This window comes from Cupriavidus pauculus, assembly GCF_008693385.1.
GTDB classification, from domain to species: Bacteria; Pseudomonadota; Gammaproteobacteria; order Burkholderiales; family Burkholderiaceae; genus Cupriavidus; species Cupriavidus pauculus_D.
Genome location: NZ_CP044065.1, coordinates 1,497,787 through 1,518,784, shown reverse-complemented (window position 1 = coordinate 1,518,784; position 20,998 = coordinate 1,497,787). Strand labels below are relative to the sequence as shown.

15 protein-coding genes and 1 pseudogene are annotated in these 20,998 nt (G+C 67.0%); 6 read left to right on the top strand and 10 right to left on the bottom strand.

From position 1 onward, the window contains the following. Positions 1 to 34: 34 nt before the first annotated feature. The 5 genes from FOB72_RS06920 to FOB72_RS06900 form a co-directional block, all read right to left on the bottom strand. The gene (locus FOB72_RS06920; RefSeq protein WP_150371851.1) at positions 35 to 316 is read right to left on the bottom strand and encodes a phosphopantetheine-binding protein; all 282 of its coding nucleotides are present in this window, start codon (positions 314 to 316) and stop codon (positions 35 to 37) included. Continuing rightward, on the bottom strand, positions 303 to 1,088 hold the full coding sequence (locus tag FOB72_RS06915) for a lysophospholipid acyltransferase family protein (RefSeq protein ID WP_150371850.1): 786 nt from the start codon (positions 1,086 to 1,088) through the stop codon (positions 303 to 305). Before FOB72_RS06915 ends, FOB72_RS06920 begins: the two co-directional genes overlap by 14 nt. Continuing rightward, complete coding sequence (locus FOB72_RS06910) at positions 1,081 to 1,830, bottom strand: beta-ketoacyl synthase chain length factor (RefSeq protein WP_150371849.1); 750 nt, start codon at positions 1,828 to 1,830, stop codon at positions 1,081 to 1,083. The genes FOB72_RS06915 and FOB72_RS06910 overlap by 8 nt, the downstream gene beginning before the upstream one ends. Before the next feature lie 406 nt (positions 1,831 to 2,236). After that, positions 2,237 to 3,142 (bottom strand): helix-turn-helix domain-containing protein, encoded by a 906-nt coding sequence (locus FOB72_RS06905; RefSeq protein WP_150371848.1) that lies wholly within the window; start codon positions 3,140 to 3,142, stop codon positions 2,237 to 2,239. Between the two features lie 90 nt (positions 3,143 to 3,232). Further along, positions 3,233 to 8,116: a putative Ig domain-containing protein gene (locus tag FOB72_RS06900; RefSeq protein ID WP_150371847.1), complete on the bottom strand. Its 4,884-nt coding sequence runs from the start codon at positions 8,114 to 8,116 to the stop codon at positions 3,233 to 3,235. Between the two features lie 235 nt (positions 8,117 to 8,351). Between FOB72_RS06900 and FOB72_RS06895 the strand changes: the two genes are divergently transcribed. The 3 genes from FOB72_RS06895 to FOB72_RS06885 are packed head-to-tail and all read left to right on the top strand — an operon-like array spanning position 8,352 to position 12,018. After that, positions 8,352 to 8,795: a phage tail protein gene (locus FOB72_RS06895; protein WP_150371846.1), complete on the top strand. Its 444-nt coding sequence runs from the start codon at positions 8,352 to 8,354 to the stop codon at positions 8,793 to 8,795. Further along, complete coding sequence (locus tag FOB72_RS32430) at positions 8,795 to 9,472, top strand: hypothetical protein (protein ID WP_223851445.1); 678 nt, start codon at positions 8,795 to 8,797, stop codon at positions 9,470 to 9,472. Before FOB72_RS06895 ends, FOB72_RS32430 begins: the two co-directional genes overlap by 1 nt. Continuing rightward, a complete protein-coding gene (locus tag FOB72_RS06885; protein WP_150371845.1) occupies positions 9,469 to 12,018 on the top strand; it encodes an excinuclease ABC subunit UvrA in 2,550 nt (849 codons plus the stop codon). The genes FOB72_RS32430 and FOB72_RS06885 overlap by 4 nt, the downstream gene beginning before the upstream one ends. A gap of 4 nt (positions 12,019 to 12,022) precedes the next feature. Here FOB72_RS06885 and FOB72_RS06880 read toward each other — a convergent pair whose 3' ends face one another. From FOB72_RS06880 to purB, 3 genes and pseudogenes are all read right to left on the bottom strand, one after another. Beyond that, positions 12,023 to 13,132 carry a mandelate racemase/muconate lactonizing enzyme family protein gene (locus tag FOB72_RS06880; RefSeq protein ID WP_150371844.1) on the bottom strand — a complete coding sequence of 370 codons (1,110 nt, stop codon included), beginning with the start codon at positions 13,130 to 13,132 and terminating at the stop codon, positions 12,023 to 12,025. Positions 13,133 to 13,182: 50 nt separating this feature from the next. Then, positions 13,183 to 14,163, bottom strand: a pseudogene (locus tag FOB72_RS06875) (Bug family tripartite tricarboxylate transporter substrate binding protein). Positions 14,164 to 14,205: 42 nt separating this feature from the next. Further along, positions 14,206 to 15,570, bottom strand: a complete 1,365-nt coding sequence (purB, locus tag FOB72_RS06870; RefSeq protein ID WP_150371843.1) for an adenylosuccinate lyase — start codon at positions 15,568 to 15,570, stop codon at positions 14,206 to 14,208. A gap of 105 nt (positions 15,571 to 15,675) precedes the next feature. On the opposite strand from purB, the gene FOB72_RS06865 reads away from it, so the two are divergent. Further along, positions 15,676 to 16,581 carry a LysR substrate-binding domain-containing protein gene (locus FOB72_RS06865; protein ID WP_150371842.1) on the top strand — a complete coding sequence of 302 codons (906 nt, stop codon included), beginning with the start codon at positions 15,676 to 15,678 and terminating at the stop codon, positions 16,579 to 16,581. On the opposite strand, the gene FOB72_RS06860 is transcribed toward FOB72_RS06865, so the two are convergent. Then, positions 16,547 to 17,512, bottom strand: a complete 966-nt coding sequence (locus FOB72_RS06860; protein ID WP_150371841.1) for a DMT family transporter — start codon at positions 17,510 to 17,512, stop codon at positions 16,547 to 16,549. The two genes, FOB72_RS06865 and FOB72_RS06860, sit on opposite strands and share 35 nt — an antisense overlap. A gap of 116 nt (positions 17,513 to 17,628) precedes the next feature. On the opposite strand from FOB72_RS06860, the gene FOB72_RS06855 reads away from it, so the two are divergent. Both FOB72_RS06855 and FOB72_RS06850 read left to right on the top strand, forming a co-directional pair. Next, complete coding sequence (locus tag FOB72_RS06855; RefSeq protein WP_150371840.1) at positions 17,629 to 18,543, top strand: LysR family transcriptional regulator; 915 nt, start codon at positions 17,629 to 17,631, stop codon at positions 18,541 to 18,543. Between the two features lie 397 nt (positions 18,544 to 18,940). Next, the gene (locus FOB72_RS06850; protein WP_150371839.1) at positions 18,941 to 20,065 is read left to right on the top strand and encodes a porin; all 1,125 of its coding nucleotides are present in this window, start codon (positions 18,941 to 18,943) and stop codon (positions 20,063 to 20,065) included. A 15-nt stretch (positions 20,066 to 20,080) separates the two neighbouring features. On the opposite strand, the gene FOB72_RS06845 is transcribed toward FOB72_RS06850, so the two are convergent. Beyond that, positions 20,081 to 20,968: a LysR family transcriptional regulator gene (locus FOB72_RS06845; protein WP_150371838.1), complete on the bottom strand. Its 888-nt coding sequence runs from the start codon at positions 20,966 to 20,968 to the stop codon at positions 20,081 to 20,083. Between the last annotated feature and the right edge of the window lie 30 nt (positions 20,969 to 20,998).

The following is a 20,998-nucleotide window of genomic DNA, read 5'->3' as shown; positions in this document are numbered from 1 at the left end:
TGCCAGCTGGATAGTGTCGGGGGTGCCGGGCGGTTCAGGCCGCCTGGCTCTCGGAGCGTTCGTTGCGATGGGCGCTCACAAAGGCGGCAAGGGCCGCCACGCTCGCGAAGCGCGCGCGGACCTCGTCCTTGTCGCCGCTCATCGTCACGCCGAAACGCTTCTGCAGCGCCAGTCCCAGTTCCAGCGCATCGATCGAATCGAGCCCGAGCCCTTCAATGAACAATGGTGCATGCGTATCGATGTCCGCCGGGGCGACTTCCTCAAGCGCCAGCGACGTCACGATCAGTTCCTTGATTTCTTGTTCAAGCGCCTCCACGGCGTACCTCCCTGGAAAAATATTCTGTCAGTGCGTGCGTCACGGCGCGCACCGCCATTGCATCATCGGCGCCGGCGGCGAAAAACTGAGTGGGATCGAGATCCTCCTGCACGTCGACCACGAACCGCGGCCGGCGCACCGGGACGCGATACCACTTGTCGCCCTTGCGAAGCAGCGGTGGCGCGCAACGGATCACCACCGGTGTCAGATCGAACCCGCCGCGCACGGCGATGTTCGCCACGCCGCGCTGCAGCCGGATCTGGCCGTCGGCGGGCGTGCGTGTGCCCTCGGGGAAGATGAGCAGGTTGTTGCCCGCGCGCAGCGAGTCGATGCAACCCTGCACCATCGTCACGCCCGAATCGTTGAGCACGTAGCCCGTCGCCCTGACCGGTCCGCGCGTGAACGGGTTGTCCGCCAGCGCGGCCTTGACCACGCAATCGGTGCGGCGCGTCAGCGCGATCAGCAGCACCACATCCACGAGCGATGGATGGTTGGCCACGATCAGCAGGCCTTGCCGACGCAGGCGCTCGGCATTGCGCACTTCGCAGCGGATGACGCCGGACGTGCACATCAGCCAGACGAACAGCCGGAATGCGTAATGCACCACATCCTTGCAGATGCGCTTGCGGCGCGTGGCGCTCCACGGTAGCAGCGCGAGCACCGGAAACACGAGCACGCGCAGCAGCAGTCCACCGAGCCCGAAGCTGGAGAAGCACAGGCCCGTGGCACAGGTACGCCACGCACGTTCTAGCGGCATCAGATGCTCAGTCATGAAATTTCCACTTCCACATCGTGTTTTCGCCGCGATGGGTCAGCGAATCGTCACCGGCCAGCACGAACCGCAGCACGTCGAGCCCATGCGGCAGGCCTGAGGCCGTTTCGACCGGCGCCTCGTCCGTCGGCGCCAGCGTGTAGTGCGGCTCGCCTTCGGCGGGCAGGGCAAGGCGCCAGCACCACGCGTACAACGCCTCCGGTTCGTCCACGAACGGCGCGTAGGGCGCGGCCAGCGGCGCTTCGTAATACGCCAGCAGCACCTCGGCGGCGCCATCCGCCAGCAGGCTGCAGCACTCGAACACCGCCGTCTCCACCGTATCGCGTCCCGCGGAAAGCGCGAGCAGGTTGGTGCGGTCCGCCAGGTCGATCGAGCGGATCGCGCCAATCGCGTTGTGGACGGACAGGCCGAACGCGGTCGGCGACAGCGGCGCTGCCGCCGCCAGTTCGTTCAGCATCGGCACCAGCCGTTGCGTATCGCCGTGCCGCGAACAGAAGACGGCCGGCACGGGGCCTGCTTCGCCCACCTCGCGTGCTTCATCCACGGCATAAACGGGCGCGAGCGCCACGCGCCCAAGCGGCGGCACGCGCCGCCGCAGCATCGGCGCGACTTCCGCGAGCGCCGGCACCTGCGGGGCCGCCGGCGGCAGGACCGGCGCCTGGCTCCACGCGCGCCATGCCTCGGGGGTATCCAGCCCGCCGGCCCATGCCGACCAGCCGCGAATGGCGAACTGCGGCGTCATTGTGGGTGGCACCCCTGGAACGGACGGTTTCCGCAGCGAATCATGATGCGAATCAACGGCAAATAACGGTGGAACAAGGGGTTATGGCGGAAGCGTGGGGCGCCATTTTACTCAATCGACACCGTGCCAAAGTCGAAAATGTTGTTACTGTGGCAAAAATGCTTGTCTAAATATGACGAAAACCGCCAGCCCTCGATGCACCAACGTTCACAGGGCACCGACGATTCGGAAGATAAGCGACGTTCGATGAATATGAACGGGGGTTGAAGTGGCGCACCCGCAACGTAGACTGGCGTTACAACTCGCGTGGGGTGGACAACAATTAGGGTTTTTGCGACTTCATTGCGACTGGATTTGTGGTCGCAATTTATTCCATTCGGGTTAATTCCGATCGCCCGCGCAAATGTCAGCGATTGACCCGCCGCCATGCCGCGGGCGCCGCGCCCACGACCCGTCCGAACGTCCGCGTGAAATGGCTCTGGTCGGCGAAACCGCACATCTGGGCGATCTCCCCAAGCGGCATCGTCCCTCTGGCGAGGTAGTGCTTTGCCAGCTCGACCCGCTGCAGCACCATCCAGCGATGGGGCGGCATGCCCATGGAGGCGCGGAAGGCCTTGGCGAAGTGCGCCCGGGACAACCGGCAGGCGCGCGCGAGCGTGTCGAGCGAGATCTCGCCGTGGAGGTTGGCCAGGATCAGCTCTTTCGCCGTCCGCTCCTGCCACGGCGACAGGCCCGGGTAGACGCGGCGTGACGGCACGTGCACGCCGCCGTACGACTGGACCAGATGGGCCCGCAGCGCGAGCGCCATATGATCGACGAACAGCGTCGAGGCCTGCTCCGGATGCGCGAGCGCGGGCAGCAATGCCCGGCTCAGGTGGTGGACGACGGGATCGGGCGTCGCCAGATGAGGCGGGCAGTGCAGGCGCTGAACGGGACGGGTGCCGAGATCGTTCGCGGTTTCGTCGAGCGCGGACTGCGGGATATAGAACTGCATGCAGTCGTACTCGCCGATGAGGTCCGCCACCCAGTTGCGCTCGAGATCGTAGATGGCCAGCGACCCGGCGTCGAACGGCACGTGCGGCGCGGCCCGGCCGGCGAGCCACAGGTTCTGCTCGCCGAACGGACGCAGTTGCAGGACGACGAGGTACGAGGGTTCGCGCTCGTACGGGTCCGTCAGGCCGGAGTTGCGCCGCGTGCTACGGACCCGCGAGATGCCGATGGGCGCGTAAGGCAGCGCGTGGCTGACGATCGTCTGCGTGACCTCCGCGTGCATGTGCGCGGAGAACTCCCAACTCGAACCCTGTTCTTCCATCTGCCGTCCGGCCAATACTCTCTGCTGTTCAGGCAGAGAGTATCGCCGAAAGCGACGCAGGCAGCGAGGCAGGCAGCGAGGCAGGTCGCGTCAGAACGGCGCGGTGAACGTCAGGCGCACGCCTTGCTGCAGCCCGCTCATGCCGAACAGCACGTTGTAGTCGAGGCCGAACGTCAGCGTCTTGGTCCGCAGCTTGGCCCCGAGCCCGACCTGGATGCGATCGCGGCCGAACGGTGTGCCGTAGACCGTGTACGCGGGTCCCGCGCTGGCCAGGTCGGCATACGCGAGGTTGGCCGCGCTCTGGCCTTCGAAGTCGTGCTGGTACTCGACGCGCGCGAACGGCAGGAAGATGCCGTAGCGCGTTTCCTTCGCGAACTCCGTGCGCAGGCCCAGCGCGCCGGACACGGTGGTCACGGTCTGCCCGAAGTACGTGAGGGCGCCGAGGCCCGCGCCCGACTCCGAGAACGGATCGAGCTTGCTCTCCGCAACCAGCATCCGCGCGTACGGCGAGAACAGCCACGTGTCGGTCCGGTACTCGTAACCCGTGGACAGCGAGGCGAACAGCTGATGGCCGTCGCGCTGGCCATTCGCGAACGCGGCCTCGTCGGTCACCCAGCGGCGCGAGTCGAAGCGCAACAGGCCCGCGCCCGCCACACCGTCAACGAAGTACGACGGCGTGGGACGATAGCTGCCGTAGAGCGCGATGCTGTACGAATCGCCGCTGCTATGCGTGCCGAACGAACCGATATCGGTGCCGTCACGTCCATAGCCAAAGCCCGCGCCGACCGTCAGCTGGTCGGACACGCGGTAATCCGCGCCCACCGTCACGCCGCCCGTGGTGAAGCGGAAGCCCGAGCGCTGCGTGCCGATATTGGCGAAGCCGAAGTCCACACTGCCCGCGGTCCAGAACGCGAGCCGCGCGTCGTCGGGGTTCGGTCCCGTGGCGTCCGCGCCGGGAAGATCGGGCGCACCGGAGAGGCCCGCGAGTCCATCGGGCGAGCCCGGCAGCGCGGCCAGCAGCGTGCCCGCGGCCAGCCTGCCGAGGCCGCCTTCGGCCGTGCCGCTGCCCGCATTGCCCGCCGCGGCGCTGTCCGCCGATCCCGAGGTATCCGATGCGCTCGTCGTACCCGCCGCAAGACCGCTCGTGCCGAACGCGCTGCCGCCCGATCCGCGGTTGTTGCGGCTCGTGGTCTGCGTGGACACGCCACGCTGGCAGGCATCGCGCGCGGACAGGCTCTGCAGGTCCTGGCATTGCTGCTGTGCGTTGCCCTGCGCGGAAGGCATCACGATGGTGAGGTTGTTCGTGAAGGCCGCGCGCCCATTGGCATGCAGACGTTCCAGACGTTGGTTGTAGTTCGCGATCTGCGCCGTCGCGAAACGCCGCGCGGCCTGGATCTGCGCGTTGATCAGGCCCGAGACATCGGGGTCCGTCGAGGGATCGCGCCGCGGTGCCACCGAGATCTGCAGCGCGGCCGGCGAGGAGGTCGCCGAGGCGTTGCTGATCGTGTAGGTGATGACCGCCGTGCCCGCGAACGCGGCCGCCGGCGTGTACGTGACGGTATAGGTCTGGCCCGCCGACAACTGCCTGGCCGAGCCTTCCGCGGAGGCCGATGCGGTCTGCTTGGGCGCGGCCGCGGCGAGCACGGCCGTGCCGGCATTGGACGGCGACACCGAAATGATCGCCGCGCCGATGAACGGACCGCCCGTCGCGCCTTCCGTGAGATCGATGACCACTTCCTTGCCAGACGCGGTAATGGCCTGGCGTTGCGCGATCGGAATCGGCACCGGCGTCACCGTGATGCTCACCAGCACCGGTGCCGACGCGCCCGCGGCGTTGAGCAGCGCGTAGCTGAAGGTCACCACGCCCGCGCTCGATGCCGCCGGCGTGTAGACGATATTGAGGCCCTCGACCCGCGCCGTGCCCGTGGCCGGCGGCGAGACGATGGACACGCCCGTGAACGGCCCGTTGGTCGCGTTGGCGGCGGCCGCGATCGTGACCGGCGCGTTGGAACCCGTCGTGGCCGAAACCGGCGGGGCGGTAGGCACGGTCTGCGTCGTGTTCAGCGTGAAGTTGCGCGTCGCGCTGAACGGTGCGCCCGTGCCGGTGCTGCTGTCGGTCGCCTTGATCGAGAATGTGCTCGTACCCATTGCCGTCGGCGTGCCGGTGATCGCCCCGGTGCTCGCATTGAGCGACAACCCGGCCGGCAGCGTGCCGGACGATACCGAGTACGTGTAGGGCCCGATGCCGCCGCTGGCCGTCATCGTCTGGTTGTAGGCGATGCCCACGGCCGGGTCGGGCAGCGTGGCCGGATTCAGGGCGATGGTCGGCGCGCCGATCGTGAACGTATAAATCTGCGTGTTGCTGTAAGGACCCGATCCGGTCGAGCTGTCCGTCGCACGGACCGTGAAGCTGTAGCTGCCCGCCGCACTGGTGCTCCCGGAGATGACGCCGCCCGGACTCAGCACGAGCCCCACCGGCAGCGTGCCGCTGCTGATGGAGAAGTGATAGGGCGCCACGCTACCGCTCGCGGTAACGGTCTGCGAATACGCGGTGCCGATCGTGGGCGCCGGCAGCGTCGCGGGCGCGATGGCGATCGTCGGCGCGCCGACGTTGAGCGTGTAGGCCTGAGTGCCGACGGCGGGTCCGCCACCCGTGGTGCTGTCCGTCGCCTGCACCGTGAAGTTGAACGTGCCGCCCGCGGTGGGCGTGCCGGACAACACCCCGCCGGTGCTCAGCGACAGGCCAGCGGGCAGCGCGCCCGCGGAGATCGCATACGTGTACGGGGCAATGCCGCCAGCCGCCGTGACGGTCTGGCTATAGCCGACGCCCACGGACGGGTTCGTCAGAGAGCCCGGGCTGATGGTCACGCCGCCCGCCACGACGACCAGCGTGTAGTTGCGGGTCACTGCGTATGGCGCGCCGGTACCGGTGGTGGAATCCGTTGCGGAGACCGAGATCGGGTACGACCCCGTGGCCGTCGGCGTGCCCGACAACACCCCGGCGGTGTTCATCGACATGCCTGCCGGCAGCGTGCCCGTCATCGCGAACGTGTACGGCGCGGTGCCGCCGGATCCGGTGAAGGTCTGGCTGTATGCGGTGCCCGCGACGCCGTTGCCGAGGGAGCCCGGTGCGAGGCCCAGCGCGGGCGCGGAGACCGTAAGCGAGTAGGACTGATCGCCGGTGAACCCGTTGTTGTCGGCCGCGCGGATCGAGAAGTTGAACGTGCCGACCGCCGTCGGCGTGCCGGACAACTGGCCGCTGCCATTCAGCGTCATGCCCGGTGGCAGCGCGCCGCTGGAGACGACGAAGGAGTAAGGCGCCGTGCCGCCGCTTGCGGTCACCGTCTGGGTGTTCGACACGCCCGCCTGCGGATTCGTCAGCGAGGGCGGCGAGACGATGACCGTGGGCGCCGTGACCGTCAGCGCGTAGCTGTTCGTGATGCTGAAGCTGCCGCCGCCGGTGCTGTCGGTGGCCCTGATATTGAACGACATGGTGCCTGCCGAGGTCGGCGTACCGGACAGGACGCCCGTGGCCGTATTGAAGGTCATGCCTGACGGCATCGTGCCGCCCGTCACGCTCAGCGAAAACGAATAGGGCGATGTGCCGCCCGACGGCGAGAATGTCTGCGAGAAGGCGACGCCGACGGACCCGGCCATGGGGCCGGGGGCAGGCGACATCGACAGCGTCGGCGCCGCGACGTTCAGCGTCAGCGTACCGCTCGTCACGGAGAACGGACCGACCCCGGTGCTGCTGTCGGTGACCGTGACCTGGAACGTAAAGCTGCCGATGGCCCGCGGCGTGCCCGTGATGGACCCGTTCGTGTTCAGCACGAGCCCGCTCGGCAAGGCGCCCGAGGCGATCGTGTACCTGTAGGGTGTCGCGCCGCCACTGGCACCGGCGACACTGCCGCTGTAGGCGACACCGGCCGTGGCCATCGTCGGACTGGACGGTGCGTACGTGATCGTCGCCGTGCCCACGGTGATCGACACGGTGGCGGGACTCGATATGCCCGCCCCGTTGCTGGCCGTATAGATAAAGCTGTCCGGGCCCGCGTAACCGGTGTTCGGTTGATAGGTGACGTTGGTACCCGAGACGATGAGCGTGCCATGGCTCGCGGGACTGATCAGATTGATCTGCGTCGCGGCACCGCCCGACAGCGCGAGCGTGATCGGGTTGGCGCCGCTGTTGTACGCCACGCTGGCGGACGACGACGAAGCAATCGGGGGATTGGAGGCGATGTAGGTGAACTTCGCGCCCGCATTGATGGCACTGGTACCGCTCGGCGTGGTGACGCGCACGTCGACCGTGCCGGCCGCGCCGGAAGGCGTGGTGGCCGTGATGGTGCTGGCATTGACGACGGACAGCGCCGATGCATTGACACCACCGACAGTCACGCTCGTGGCCCCGGTGAAGTTCGTGCCCGTCACCGTGATCGCCGTGCCGCCGGCCGACGCACCGGAGTTCGGCGAGACGTTGGTTACGGTTGGCGCGCTCGCGCCGGCCGGCACGATGAAGTTGACCACGCCGTTGGGGATCCAGGGTCCACCGGCCGTGTTCTGCGTGTAGAAGGTACCGCTGTCGGTGCCGACAAAGCCGGCCGGCGGGTAGTAGACGAAGCCCGACTGGATCTTGCCGGGGTTCGAGCTGCCCGGAATCGTGCCACTGAAGATGTAGAGCCTGCCGTTATTGGTCGTCGTCACGTACGTGTCTTCGGAACCATTGTTGGCAAATCCCGCCGAGCTGTCCGCGATGCCCCAGTACGCGCCGTCGCCGAGCCCGTTGTCGCACGTCGAGTTATCGGTGGCGTTGAACTCGTAGACCGTCTTTGTCGGTGAGGACTGCGCGCTGACGTTGATCGTGCAGGGCTTGGCGTAAGCCTGCGGTGCCAGCAGGGCCAGAAACAGCGCGAGCGCGCCCAGTAGAAAGCGACGGACGGCAAGCGTCCTGTCCGCAAATTTGACTAGCGTAACCAACCCGATTCTCCCTAATGCCCGCTCGCAGGCAGGCTGCCCGTCTTTTTTCTTCGGTGAGCCCCCGTATGGCCCACGCGGTCGAAGAAATTACATTTTTGATATTTATCTTTTTGTGCGCTTCTGCTTACAGAGCGGAAACATAGACGAAAACACGCGTGCGCGCACGTAAAACAGCAGCGGAACCCTACCGAAGGATGGCGACCGTGCGATTTAGCCGACAGTGAATTTGCCGGAAATGACAGTCACCGGTCCGGGCCAGCCGCTCTATGCGAATGCGCCGCAGGGCTCCGCGTTCGCGCTGCACGCGATGGAATGCGGCAATGCGGGCGGCGGCCGCTGCGCGGTGTCGGGTCCTGTCGCGAGCCAGCTGAACGACCCGCGCGGCACGAACAGCGTGACGCTGCTGCCTGACGAGATGCCCGTGCACACGCACCCGGCCAACGTAGACAACGTGCGCCCGTCCACGCCGGAGCCGGCGGGGCGCCTGCCTGCGCGCTTCCAGGTGCGCAACAACCGGGCGTATCTGTCGGTGACGGATTCGCCGGCACCGGTCATGACGACGCTCGCCCCGACGATGATCGCCGCGACGGGCGCCAGCATGGCGCACGAGAACCGTCAGCCCAACCTTGCCCTGCGCTTCTGCATCGCGCTGTCGGGCAACTTCCCGCCAAGGAGCTGATGGCCGCCGCATTCCCTGGCATCACGTTGCGGGCGATCGCCGACGACGATCGCCCGTTCCTCGCGCGGCTATATGCCTCGACGCGCGAGGCGGAGATGCGCATGACGGGCTGGAGCGCGGCTCAGCAATCGATCTTCCTGCAATCGCAGTTCGCCGCGCAGCAACGTGCCTACCTCGCGTACCCCGATGCGCGGTTCCTGCTGGCCCTGCACGATGGCGAGCCGGCCGGGCGTCTCTATCTGCAATTGCTGCCGGACCGGCTGCATGTGATCGACATCAGCCTGATGCCGACGCGTGCGGCAAGGCGGTCAGCACGTCGAATCCACCAACAGTGCGCTGGCAGCCCACGCGACTGGAACGGACATTGCTTCCCTGAAGGCTATCGGCATCGATGCCGGCTGAAGGGAGAGGTCTTGGACTGGCTAAACATCATCCAGTGGCCGGCAATGGCCGTGACCGTGGCGGCGACGTGGCTTGTCGGCTCGCGCGGGGCGGGGCGGCGCAGGATCGGCTTCTGGGTATTTCTGGCCAGTAACCTGATGTGGGTCGTGTGGGGATTGCATACGTCCGCCTATGCGTTGGTCACGTTGCAATTTGCGCTCGCTGCATTGAACATCCGTGGCATGATGGAGGCCCGCAAGGCCAAGGCGCACCCATCACCGAGCCCGCAGCCATGACCCGTCCCCTTCCTTCCAGAACGGCCATCGCGGCAGGCGCCGCGGGCATGGTGCGCGTGCGCGGCGCGCGCGAGCACAATCTGAAGAACGTGGATGTGGATATTCCACGCGACGCGCTCGTCGTATTCACCGGCGTGTCCGGCTCGGGCAAGTCGTCGCTGGCCTTCGGCACGCTGTACGCCGAGGCGCAGCGGCGCTACTTCGAATCGGTCGCGCCGTATGCGCGCCGGCTGATCGATCAGGTCGGCGTGCCCGATGTCGATGCCATCGAAGGACTGCCGCCCGCCGTCGCCCTGCAGCAGCAGCGCGGCACGCCGAACGCGCGCTCCACCGTGGGCAGCATCACCACGCTGTCCAGCCACATCCGCATGCTGTACTCGCGCGTCGGCAAGTATCCCGCGAAGCAGCCGATGCTGTACGCCGAGGATTTCTCGCCGAACACGCCACAGGGCGCGTGTCCGCAATGCCACGGCCTGGGCCGCGTCTACGACGTGACCGAGCAATCGATGGTGCCCGACGATTCGCTGTCGATCCGCGACCGCGCCATTGCCGCATGGCCGCCCGCATGGCACGGCCAGAACCTGCGCGATATTCTCGTCACGCTTGGCTATGACATCGACAAGCCCTGGCGGGATCTGCCGAAGAAGGACCGCGACTGGATCCTCTTCACCGACGAGCAGCCCACGGTTCCCGTCTACGCCGGCTTTACCCCGAAAGAGGTGCGCGCGGCGCTGAAGCAGAAGATGGAGCCGAGCTATCAGGGCACGTTCACGGGCGCGCGGCGCTATGTGCTGCAGACCTTCGCGAATACCCAGAGCGCGCTGATGAAGAAGCGCGTGGCGCAATACATGGTGGGTAGCGACTGTCCGCTCTGCCATGGCAAGCGGCTCAAGCCGGCCGCGCTGACCGTCACGTTCGCCGGACTCGATATCGCCGCGTTCTCGCATCTGCCGCTCGCTCGCGTGGCCGAAATCATGGAGGGAGTCGCCACGGGCACGCATGCCGCGACGGGCACCGAAGAGAAGCGTCTCGCGGCGCAGCGCATTGCGGAGGAACTGCTCGAACGCCTGTCCGCGCTGACCGATCTCGGCCTGGGCTACCTGTCGCTCGACCGTAGCACGCCGACGCTATCGTCGGGCGAACTGCAGCGCCTGCGGCTGGCCACGCAGCTATCGTCGCAACTCTTCGGCGTGGTGTATGTGCTCGACGAACCGTCGGCGGGGCTGCATCCGGCCGATGGCGAGGCGTTGCTGCGCGCGCTGCAGCGCCTGAAGGCCAGCGGCAACTCGCTGTTCGTGGTCGAGCACGATATGCAGACCGTGCGCAGCGCGGACTGGATCGTCGATGTCGGACCGGCCGCGGGCGAGGGCGGCGGTTGCGTACTCTACAGCGGCACGCCCGACGGTCTGGCCAACATTGCCGCCTCGCACACGGCCCGCTATCTGTTCGACGAGCAAGCACCCGTTGCGCGCGAGCCGCGGGCCGCCAGTGCGTGGCTCAAGCTGGCGCGCGTCTCGCGCAACAACCTGCACAACGTCGATGCGGCCATCCCGCTCGGCTGCTTCACCGTGGTGACGGGCCTGTCGGGCTCGGGCAAATCGAGCCTCATCAGTCAGGCATTGCCCGAACTTGTCGGCCGATACCTCGGCAAGATTGTCGATCCCGCGGAGGACGAGGAACAGGCGGGCGAGGGCGGCCTGCTGCCCGCGGCCGAGGTGCCGACGCACGGCCATATCGCCGAGGGCATGGAAAACATCCGGCGCCTCGTGCGCGTCGACCAGAAGCCAATCGGCCGTACGCCGCGATCGAATCTGGCCACGTACACCGGCCTGTTCGACGTCGTGCGCAAGCTGTTCGCCGAGACGCCCGCGGCACGCAAGCGACGCTACACGCCCGGTCGCTTCTCGTTCAACGTCGCGCAGGGACGCTGCCCGACCTGCGAGGGCGAGGGCTTCGTCAGCGTGGAGTTGCTGTTTCTGCCGAGTGTCTATGCGCCATGCTCGACGTGCCACGGCACGCGCTACAAGCCGCAGACGATCGAGATCGAATGGCAGGGGCGCAATATCGCGCAGGTCCTCGACCTGACCGTCGATGCGGCCTGCGAGGTCTTCGCGGACGAGGCGCAGGCGATGAAGTCGCTGGCCGTGCTGCGCGATATCGGGCTTGGCTATCTGCGGCTGGGCCAGCCGGCCACCGAGCTCTCGGGCGGCGAAGCCCAGCGGATCAAGCTCGCCACCGAACTGCAGCGCGCGCATCGCGGCGACACGCTGTACGTGCTCGACGAGCCGACGAACGGGCTCCACCCGGCCGACGTGGACCGGCTGCTCGTGCAGTTGCAGGGTCTCGTGGACAACGGCAATACCGTGGTCGTCGTGGAGCACGACATGCGTGTGGCCGCCCAGGCCGACTGGGTACTCGACATCGGCCCCGGCGCGGGCGATGCGGGCGGCAGGATCGTGGTGTGCGGACCGCCAGCGAAAATTGTGAAAAGCGCGGACAGCCAGACCGCGCGTTTTCTCGCCGATCAGCTGGCGCGGACCCACTGACGGTTCAGTTGATCCGATAGCGACGAATCATGTCCCAGTCGAGCCGCACGTCGAACCCCGGCCCCTGCGGAATCGACAGAATGCCTTCGTGGATCTTCGGCGGATTGACCCACATGCCGGGGAAGATCGGGTCGCGGTCGGGGTCGGGGAAGCACTCCACGCAGATGCCGTGCGGCACCGCGCCGATCATATGGGAGGCGATCTGCGGCTCCTCGTGATGGGCCATGCGTACGCCCTGTAGCGCGCACGCCGCAGCCACGCGGCGCCACTCGGTAATGCCGCCCCCCTCGGATGCGTCGAAGTTCACGATATCGACCGCGCTCGCGTCGAGCAGGCGGCGAATGCCCGCGCCGCTGACCTCGCTCTGCCCGGCGTTGATCGGAATCGACGTGGCCCGCCGTACCTGCGCCATGCCACGCGCGTCGTCATGCCAGTGGCACGGTTCCTCGAACCACGCGATGTCGTACGGTTCGACCAGCCGCGCGAAGCGGCTCGCCTCTTCGACGCTCCAGCCCCGATTGGCGTCCACCGCGATCAGAAAGTCCGCGCCGCCGCCTTCGCGGGCATAACGCACGCGCTCGGCATCGACCTCGGGCGTGGCGCCACCGACCTTGACCTTGCAGCCGGCCATGCCGACCGAGCGCAGCCATTCCATCTCGGGCGCGAGATCGCGCGGCGTCTTGCCGGGCAGGTAGTAGCCGGCGATGGCAATGATGGGCACCTCTTCGCGATAGCCGCCAAGCAGGCGGCAGACGTTGACGCCGAGCGCCTTGCCCATCAGGTCCCAGATCGCCGCGTCCACACAGGCAATTGCCTGCATCACGAGCGGCCGGTGGGCCGCGCGGATGGTCATGCGGAACAGTTTCTCCCAGCTGCGTTCCCACGCGAAGATGGAGTCGCCGACGAGCAGCGGCGCCATCTCCTCCTCGATAATGCGGGCGATCTCCGCGCCGTGCTCGCGCTCGTCGCCGTTGTAGATCTCGCTGACCAGGCCGCTCTCCGTATGGATGCGCGTGACCACCGTGGCGCGATGGGTCACCTGATAGGAACTCCCGGAGAACGTCTTGTTGAGCGGAATGCTGATCGCGATGGCTTCGATGCGTTCGATCTTCATGGTGTCGTGGGTCGTGGGTCGTGGGTCGTGAGTCGTGTAAGGGGAACGGATCAGTCGATATGGGTACCCGAGCGCTTGACGATCTCCGCCCACTTCACGCTTTCGGATTGGATATACGCAGCGAGATCGGCTGGCGAAGAACCGATGGGCACGATGCCGTCGCTCTGCAGCCGCTTGCGGAAATCGGCGCTATTGCCAGAGTTGGACAACTCGGTCGCCAGGCGGTCGACAATCGACTGCGGCGTGCCGCGCGGCGCGAGCAGCGCATATCAGACGCCCGACGCATATCCGGGCAGCCCGGCCTCGGCGATCGTCGGCACCTCGGGCATCGAGGCCGCGCGCTTGTCCGTGGAGACCGCCAGCACGCGCAGCTTGCCCGCCTTGATCTGCTGCGCGCCCACGCCATAGCTCACGAACATCACGCTGACCTGTCCGGACAGCAATGCCGGCAACGCCGGGCCCGTGCCACGGAACGGCACGTGCATGAGGTCGATGCCGGCCATCGACTTCAGCAGTTCCATCGACAGATGCGGGCCGCTGCCGTTGCCGGAGGAACCGTATGTGTACTTGCCCGGATTCGCCTTGGCCAGCGCGATGAACTCCTTGAGAGTCTTCGCCGGCACCGAAGGATGGACGACGAGGAAGTACGGCGCCGACGCCACCAGCGAGATCGGCGCGAAATCCTTGATCGGGTCGTAGGGCAGTTGCCGATACAGGCTCTGGTTCACGGCCAGTTGCGACGTGAGCGCGAGTTCCAGCGTGTAGCCGTCGCTGGGCGCCTTGGCCACCATGTCCATGCCGATATTGCCGTTGGCGCCGCCGCGGTTGTCGACGACCACCTGCTGGCCGAGGCGCTGCGACAGATACAGGGCCAGCGGCCGCGCAAGCGTGTCGCCGCCGCCGCCCACGGGGTAGGGCACGACGAGGCGAATGGGCTTGTCGGGATAGGTCTCCGAGTGCGCCGCCAGCGGCAGCGCGCCTAGCAGCGTGGCGGCCAATGTGCCGGCAAACAGCGCGGTGATGCGTTTCATGGTGGGGGTCTCCTTTGTCGTTATGTTGCGGCCGTGCCGCGTTCATTCCAGCCAGCGGCGCTCGTCTGTCTTGGCGAGCAGGGCATCGACGATGTCCGGCGCATGGCCGACATACGTCGTGGGGTCGAGCAACGCCGCCAGGCGTGCGGGCGTCAGCGCATCGCGAATGACGGGGTCGTCGTTGAGGGCCTGCTCGAACGTGCGGCCGCCTTCCACGCCCGCCATCGCGGCCGCATACACGCGCTCGTGCGCGGTCTGCTTGCCGACGGCTTCGGCGAGCGCGAACATCACGCGTTCGGACATCAGAAAGCCGCCGAGCAGGTCGAGGTTGCCGCGCATGCGTTCGCGGTCCACGCCGAGGCCGGACAGTGCCTCGCGCATCATCTCGAGCATCGCATGGGCCATCATGCAGGCCTCGGGCAAGGCCTTCCATTCGAGCCGCACGGCGGAGACATCGCGCTCGTGCTCGCCCATCTGCGCATCGAGCATCATGGCCACGCTGCAGCGGATCGCGCGGCTCAGTGTCACCACGGTCTCCACCACGGCGGGGTTTCGCTTGTGCGGCATCGTCGAGGAGCCCACCTTGCCGTCGTGGAACGGCTCCGCGAGTTCGCCCACTTCATCGCCCGAGAGGTTCATGATCTCGTTGGCGATCTTGCCGAGCGTGCCGCCGATCATGCCGAGCACGCTCACGTATTCGCAGAGCCGGTCGCGTGCGGGCTGCCAGCTGATGTCCGCGACGCCGAGGCCGAGCCGTGCCATCACCCTGCGCTGCAGGACGGCCGCGTGCGGGCCGAACGATGCCTGCGTGCCTACCGCACCCACGAGCTGGCCCACGAACGTGCGGGCTTCCAGCGCGCGCATCCGGTCGTGATGCCGCTCCACCTCGGACAGCCAGATCGCGCATTTGTGGCCGAACGTGATGGGCAGCGCCTGCACGGAATGCGTCCGGCCCGCCATCGCGGTATCGCGATGGGCACGCGCCAGCCGATACAGCTCGCGGCCCACGGCGATCAGATCGCGCATCAGCAGGTCGTGTGCCTGCCGGACCTGCAACACCATGCCGGTGTCGTACACGTCCTGCGACGTGGGGCCGAAATGCACGAACTCGCCGTGGCCCTCGGCGCAGCATTGCTGCAAGGCGCGCACCGCGGGGACGACCGGATGCCGCGTCCGGCGCATCTCGCCGGCCAGTGCACGCAGGTCGATATTGGCCACGTCGGCCTGGCGCGCGATTTCGCGCGCGGCGGATTCGGGAATGATGCCGAGCGCGGCCTGCTCGATTGCGAGCGCGGCCTCGAGGTCGAGCCACTTCTGGATGCGGTTCGTTTCAGCGAACACCGCATGCATCGCATCGGTGGTCCACATGTGTTGCTGGAGCGGCTGGTCGAACACGCTGGAGGTCATGGCGGGGAGGGGCGGAGATCGTTATCGATGCGAGCCATTCTGGCCATCCCCGATCATTCTGTAAAATGACATGTTTGTAGACAATCATTACCAAAAAGGCATGATATGACGTTGCAGCAATTGCGCTGCCTGCAGGCGGTGCTGAACCATCAGCTCAGCGTGTCGCGCGCGGCAGAGGCCCTGCATACGACGCAGCCGGCCGTGAGCAAGCTCATTCGCTCGCTCGAGATGGAACTGGGGGTCGATCTGTTCGTGCGGCGCGGGAACCGTCTCGTGGGGCTGACCGATGGGGGCAGGGAGGCGGCGGTGCTGTCCCGTCGCGTGCTCAACGACACGCAGGCCATGACCACGCTGGCGCAGGCGGATCGCGAGGCCAACAGCGGCACGCTGCGCGTGGGCACCACGCATATCCACGCGCGCTATGCGCTGCTCGATGTCGTGCGGCGCTTCACGGCCGAGTACCCGGCCGTGAACCTCGAGGTCATGCAGGGGCCGCCGGGCGAGATCGTGCGATGGGTCATCGAGGGCGCCGTCGATCTGGGACTCTCGACGCTGCCGCGCGCGACGCCGGAGGGGCTGGTTACCGCCGAGGCCTATGCGTTCTCACGCTGCCTGATCGTGCCGCTCGGCCATCCGCTGCTGCGCAGGCGACGCGTGAAGATCGAGGACATCGCGCAGTATCCGCTCGTGACGTACGACGAATCGTTCAACTCGGGATGGGTCGTGCAGCGCGCGTTCCAGCGGCAGGGGCTGGAACCGCGCGTGGTGGTGCGCGCGACCGACGTCAATGTCATCAAGGCCTATGTGGCGGCGGGGCTCGGCGTGGCGATCGTGCAGCGCGTGGCTGTGGATCCCGCGCGCGATACGGATCTGGCGATCATCGACATGGGCGATGTGTTTCCGCCGTCGCAGGCGCATTTCAGCCTGCGCGGCGACCATTTCATCCGCGGGTATATGCGCGCCTTTATCGAGATGGTCACGCCTGGCGCGGTCGATGTGTTGACGCATTAGCCTTTGACGCACTAGCCTTCGACGCACTAGCCGTCGAAGCGTTAGCCGGGGCCGGCCATTGCACCGTGGCCAGCAACGAGGCGAGCACCATCAGCCCGCCGCCGCACCATGCCCAGCCCGACAACTGCTCGCCGAGCCAGAGGTAGGCGAACAACGCGCCGAACGCCGGTTCGCCGCCCATCAGCAGCGCCACGCGCGTCGGGCTGCTGCGCTTGACCGCATAGTTCTGCGCGAAGAACGCGAACAGCGTGCAGGCAATGACCAGATAGGCGATGGCGAGCCAGAACGCGCCATGGCCAGCAAACGCGGGCAGCGGTGGCAACGGTTGCCGGACGATCGCCAGTGCGACGACGAGACTGCCGAGGGCCACCGTGCCGGCCTGGATCGCGGTGACCGTCAATGGCGCGAGCGTCGAATCGCGCATCACGCGCTTGGTCACGCAGACCACGATGGCGCGGAGCATGGCCGCGAGCAGGATCAGCGCATCGCCGCCGGTCGGCACGAGCACGCCGCCGGTGACCATCGCGGCCCCGGCGAGCGACAGTGCCACGGCGATCCAGTCCATCGCGGTGGGCCGCCGGCGCAGCATCGCCCATTCGACGAGCGGCGTCAGCACGACGCACAGGCTGATCAGGAACGCGGCATTCGAGGCGTGCGTGTTGGCCACGCCATAGGTCTCCGCCAGAAAGATGCCCAGCAGCAGGACGCCGCACAGGATCGCGCCCGCGATCGTGGAAGGGGTCACGCCCCGCAGCGCGCGCAACGCCGGCGACAGCACGATAAACGTGATGCCGAACCGCAGCGCCAGCAATCCCAGCACGGGATAGAACGCGAGCGCGATTTTGGCGACGCCATAGCTGGTACCCCAGACCACGGCGACGGCGAGCAGCATCAGGTCGGAAATCCAGAGCAGACGGTTGGGGGCGGACATGGCGGGCCTCGGCTTGACGATCGAACGCCCGGATTGTGGGGTATTGCGCGGAGAAATATAATCGGGTCATTCGGAAAAGCATCTATGCTCCCGATGCACAAATAAAGCGCCCCATCATGCATCCCAGCGAGTTTTTTGCGTTGCTCCCCGATATGGCCACGTTCGCCCGCGTCGTCGAAGCCGGTAACTTTTCCGAGGCCGCCAGGCAGCTCGGCAGCACGCCATCGACGATCAGCCGGCAAATCAAGCGGCTGGAGCAAGCGCTTGGCATGCGACTACTCGAGCGCTCCACGCGCAGCGTGCGGCTGACGGACGCGGGCGCGCAGGTGTATCGCCATTGCCGCGACATGCTCGGCGCGGCGTCCGGCGCGGTGGATGTCGCGGGCAATCTCGTGAGCGCGCCGCAGGGCAGGGTGAGCCTCAGCGCGCCGATCTCGTATGCAAGGTCGGTCATTCATCCGCTGCTGCCCGGGTTTCTGCGCCGCTGGCCGGAGATCGACGTGCAACTGATGTTCGTGGACCGCGAGATCGATCCGTTACGGGAGGACGTGGACCTCGTGATCCGATTGACGGATACGCCGCCGCTGGGCCTGGCCGCGCGGCAACTCGGCGTCGCGCGCTGGCTGCTATGCGCATCGCCGGCCTATCTCGCGGCGCGGGGCACACCGTCCGCGCCGCAGGATCTGCGGCATCACGAATGCCTGTTCCTCGGCGAAACCGTGGACGACAATCGATGGACCTTCCGGCGCGGAACCGAGACGCAGTCGGTGGAGGTGAAAGGGCGTTATATCGCCAACGACGTCAGCGCGCGGCTCGATGCGGCGCTGCACGACATCGGCATAGCCGCCCTGCCGGATTTTGCGATGGCCGATGCGTTGCGCGATGGCCAGCTCGTGCAGGTGCTCGACGACTGGACGTTCGAGGCACGCGCGTATATGGGCCCGGTGTGGCTGCTCTATCCGCCCAACCGTTTTTTGCCTTCGAAGGTACGGGCGCTGATCGATTATCTTGCGAGTCATCTGGGCACATGATGGGGCTGTTCCGTGCCTCTTTGGTATACTCCCTCACCTTCGGGGCTGCCTTGTGCAGCTCTTTTGCATTCTCGCGGCACCCTTGCCGCGGGACGAAGTTCCTGTTCACGCCCGGCGCGCCACTGAGCCGTCAACGGCGTGAACCCCCGCGCAAACCGCGCGGATAGTGGGCTTCGGTCAAGCGGCGCGCAATGCCGGCATCCCGCGCGGAAACGTGGCGGCGGTGACCCGCGTGCCGCGCTTCATCCCGGTGCCATCGGCCGCATTGTCGGCCGCGCTGCCGCACTGACATCGACACGTTCGAGCCAGACGACCTGCAGTCCGCGCCGGGGCCATGTACCCCGATCAGGAAGTTCCCATGATTACCGAGAGAGACACACGCACACGATGGCTGTGCATGGCAGCGCTTTTCACTGCCACGACGTCTGCCTCGGCGCAGAGTGGTGTCACGCTCTATGGCGTGATCGATGAAGGCATCAACTACACCAGCAACGTCGGCGGCCACAGCCAGGTGGCCATGGCCAGCGGGTTCCCGCATGGCAGCCGCTGGGGCCTCAAGGGCACCGAGGATCTGGGCGGCGGCACGCAGGCGCTGTTCCAGCTCGAGAATGGCTTCGACGTCGACAACGGCCGCGCGTACCAGGGCGGCGCATTGTTCGGCCGTCAGGCATTCGTCGGCGTGAACGACGCGCGCTGGGGCGCGGTCACGCTCGGGCGGCAGTACGACTCGGTGGTGGACTATCTCGCGCAAACGACGGCCGGCGGTACGTGGGGCGGCTACATGTTCGCGCACCCGTACGACAACGACAACCTCATCAACACGTTCCGCGTCAACAACGCGGTGAAGTACACAAGCCCGGCGCTGGGCGGCCTCAAGTTCGGCGGCATGGTCGGGCTCAGCGAGGACGCGAAGTTCTCGAACAACCGCGTGTTCAGCGGCGGCGCGCAGTATGCGACCGGTGGCCTGACGCTGGCCGCCGCGTACCTGCAGGCGGACAGCCCATCGGCGACATCCTATGGCGCGCTCGACAACGGCGCGGACCAGAATCTCGCGGGCAGCAAGCTCAGGATCTGGGGCGCGGGTGGGGCCTACGAGATCGGCAAGTTCCAGATCGGCGTCTCGTACGCGCAAACCGATGTGGCCGACCCGCGCGGTTCCGCATATGTCGGCGATATCGCGCCGGCCGCGGGCACGCTCGCGGCACTGCGCTTCCAGAACGTCGAGGCCAACATCAAGTACCAGCCGACCCGTTCATACTGGTTCGGCGCCATGTACGCCTACACGCGCGCGACGGTCGATGCCACGTCGGGCGAGAAGCATCCGGTCTATCACTCGGTCGGCCTGATGGCGGACTATATCTTCTCCAGGCGCACGGACGTGTATCTGCAGACCGTGTATCAGCACGTGAGCGGCGACAAGACGGACAGCGTGCTGGACGCCGCGTACGTGGCCGGCGCGGCGAACGTCGCATCGGGTCCCGATCAGGTGGTGGTGCGCGTCGGGGTACGGCACTTCTTCTGAGGCGCCGACGGGCAATCAGGCCCCCGCGAGTTCCCGGAACGCCCGCTCCTGCTCCGATACGGTCCCGGTCCGAAAGACCATCCACATCGCCGACTTCGCTTCCTTGTTGCGCAGCCGGCGATAGGACACGCCCGTCACCGCGACGCGCCTGAACGACGCGGGTACCAATGCGATGCCGAGGCCCGCCGCGACGAGGCCCACGATGGTGACGGCGGTCAGCGCTTCCTGCACCACGCGGGGCGCAAAGCCCGACAGGCGGCAGAGCCAGACGATCTGCTCGAACACGCCAGTGCCGCTCTCGGGGGGGAATATCACGAATTCCTCGTTGGCCAGCGCGCTCACGGACAGCGGGCCGCTGCCGGCCGAAAGCGGATGCTTCGGCGGCAGCGCTACGACCAGCGCGTCCTCGAACAGTCGCATGGCACCGAGCGTCGGCGGCAGGTCGGGCGCCTGCGCGCTCCGGATAAATGCGATATCGATCCGCCGCTCGAGCATCGCCACCAGCTGCGCCTGCGTGGTCATCTCCTCGATGCGCACGCGCACGCCGGGGCGCCGCTGCCGGAAGGCAAGGATGAGGCGCGGAATGACGTCCGTGAGCGCCGCACCGCTGGTAAAGCCCACACGCAATTCGCCGAGCTCGCCACGCTGCACGCTGGCCGCGATGCCGCTAGCGCGGTCGGCTTGCGCAAGCAGCGCGAGCGCTTCGGGCAGCAGCGCCTTGCCGGCGGGCGTCAGCTCGACGCGCCGGTTGCTGCGCTCGAACAGCTTCGCATCCAGCTCTTCCTCGAGCACCTTGATCTGGTGGCTCAGCGGCGGCTGGGCGATATTGAGCCGCGCCGCGGCGCGGCTGAAGTGAAGCGTCTCGGCCAGAACGACGAAATAGCGGAGTCGGCGCAGATCCATGATACCTGCGATGTATCAATCATCGTCAAA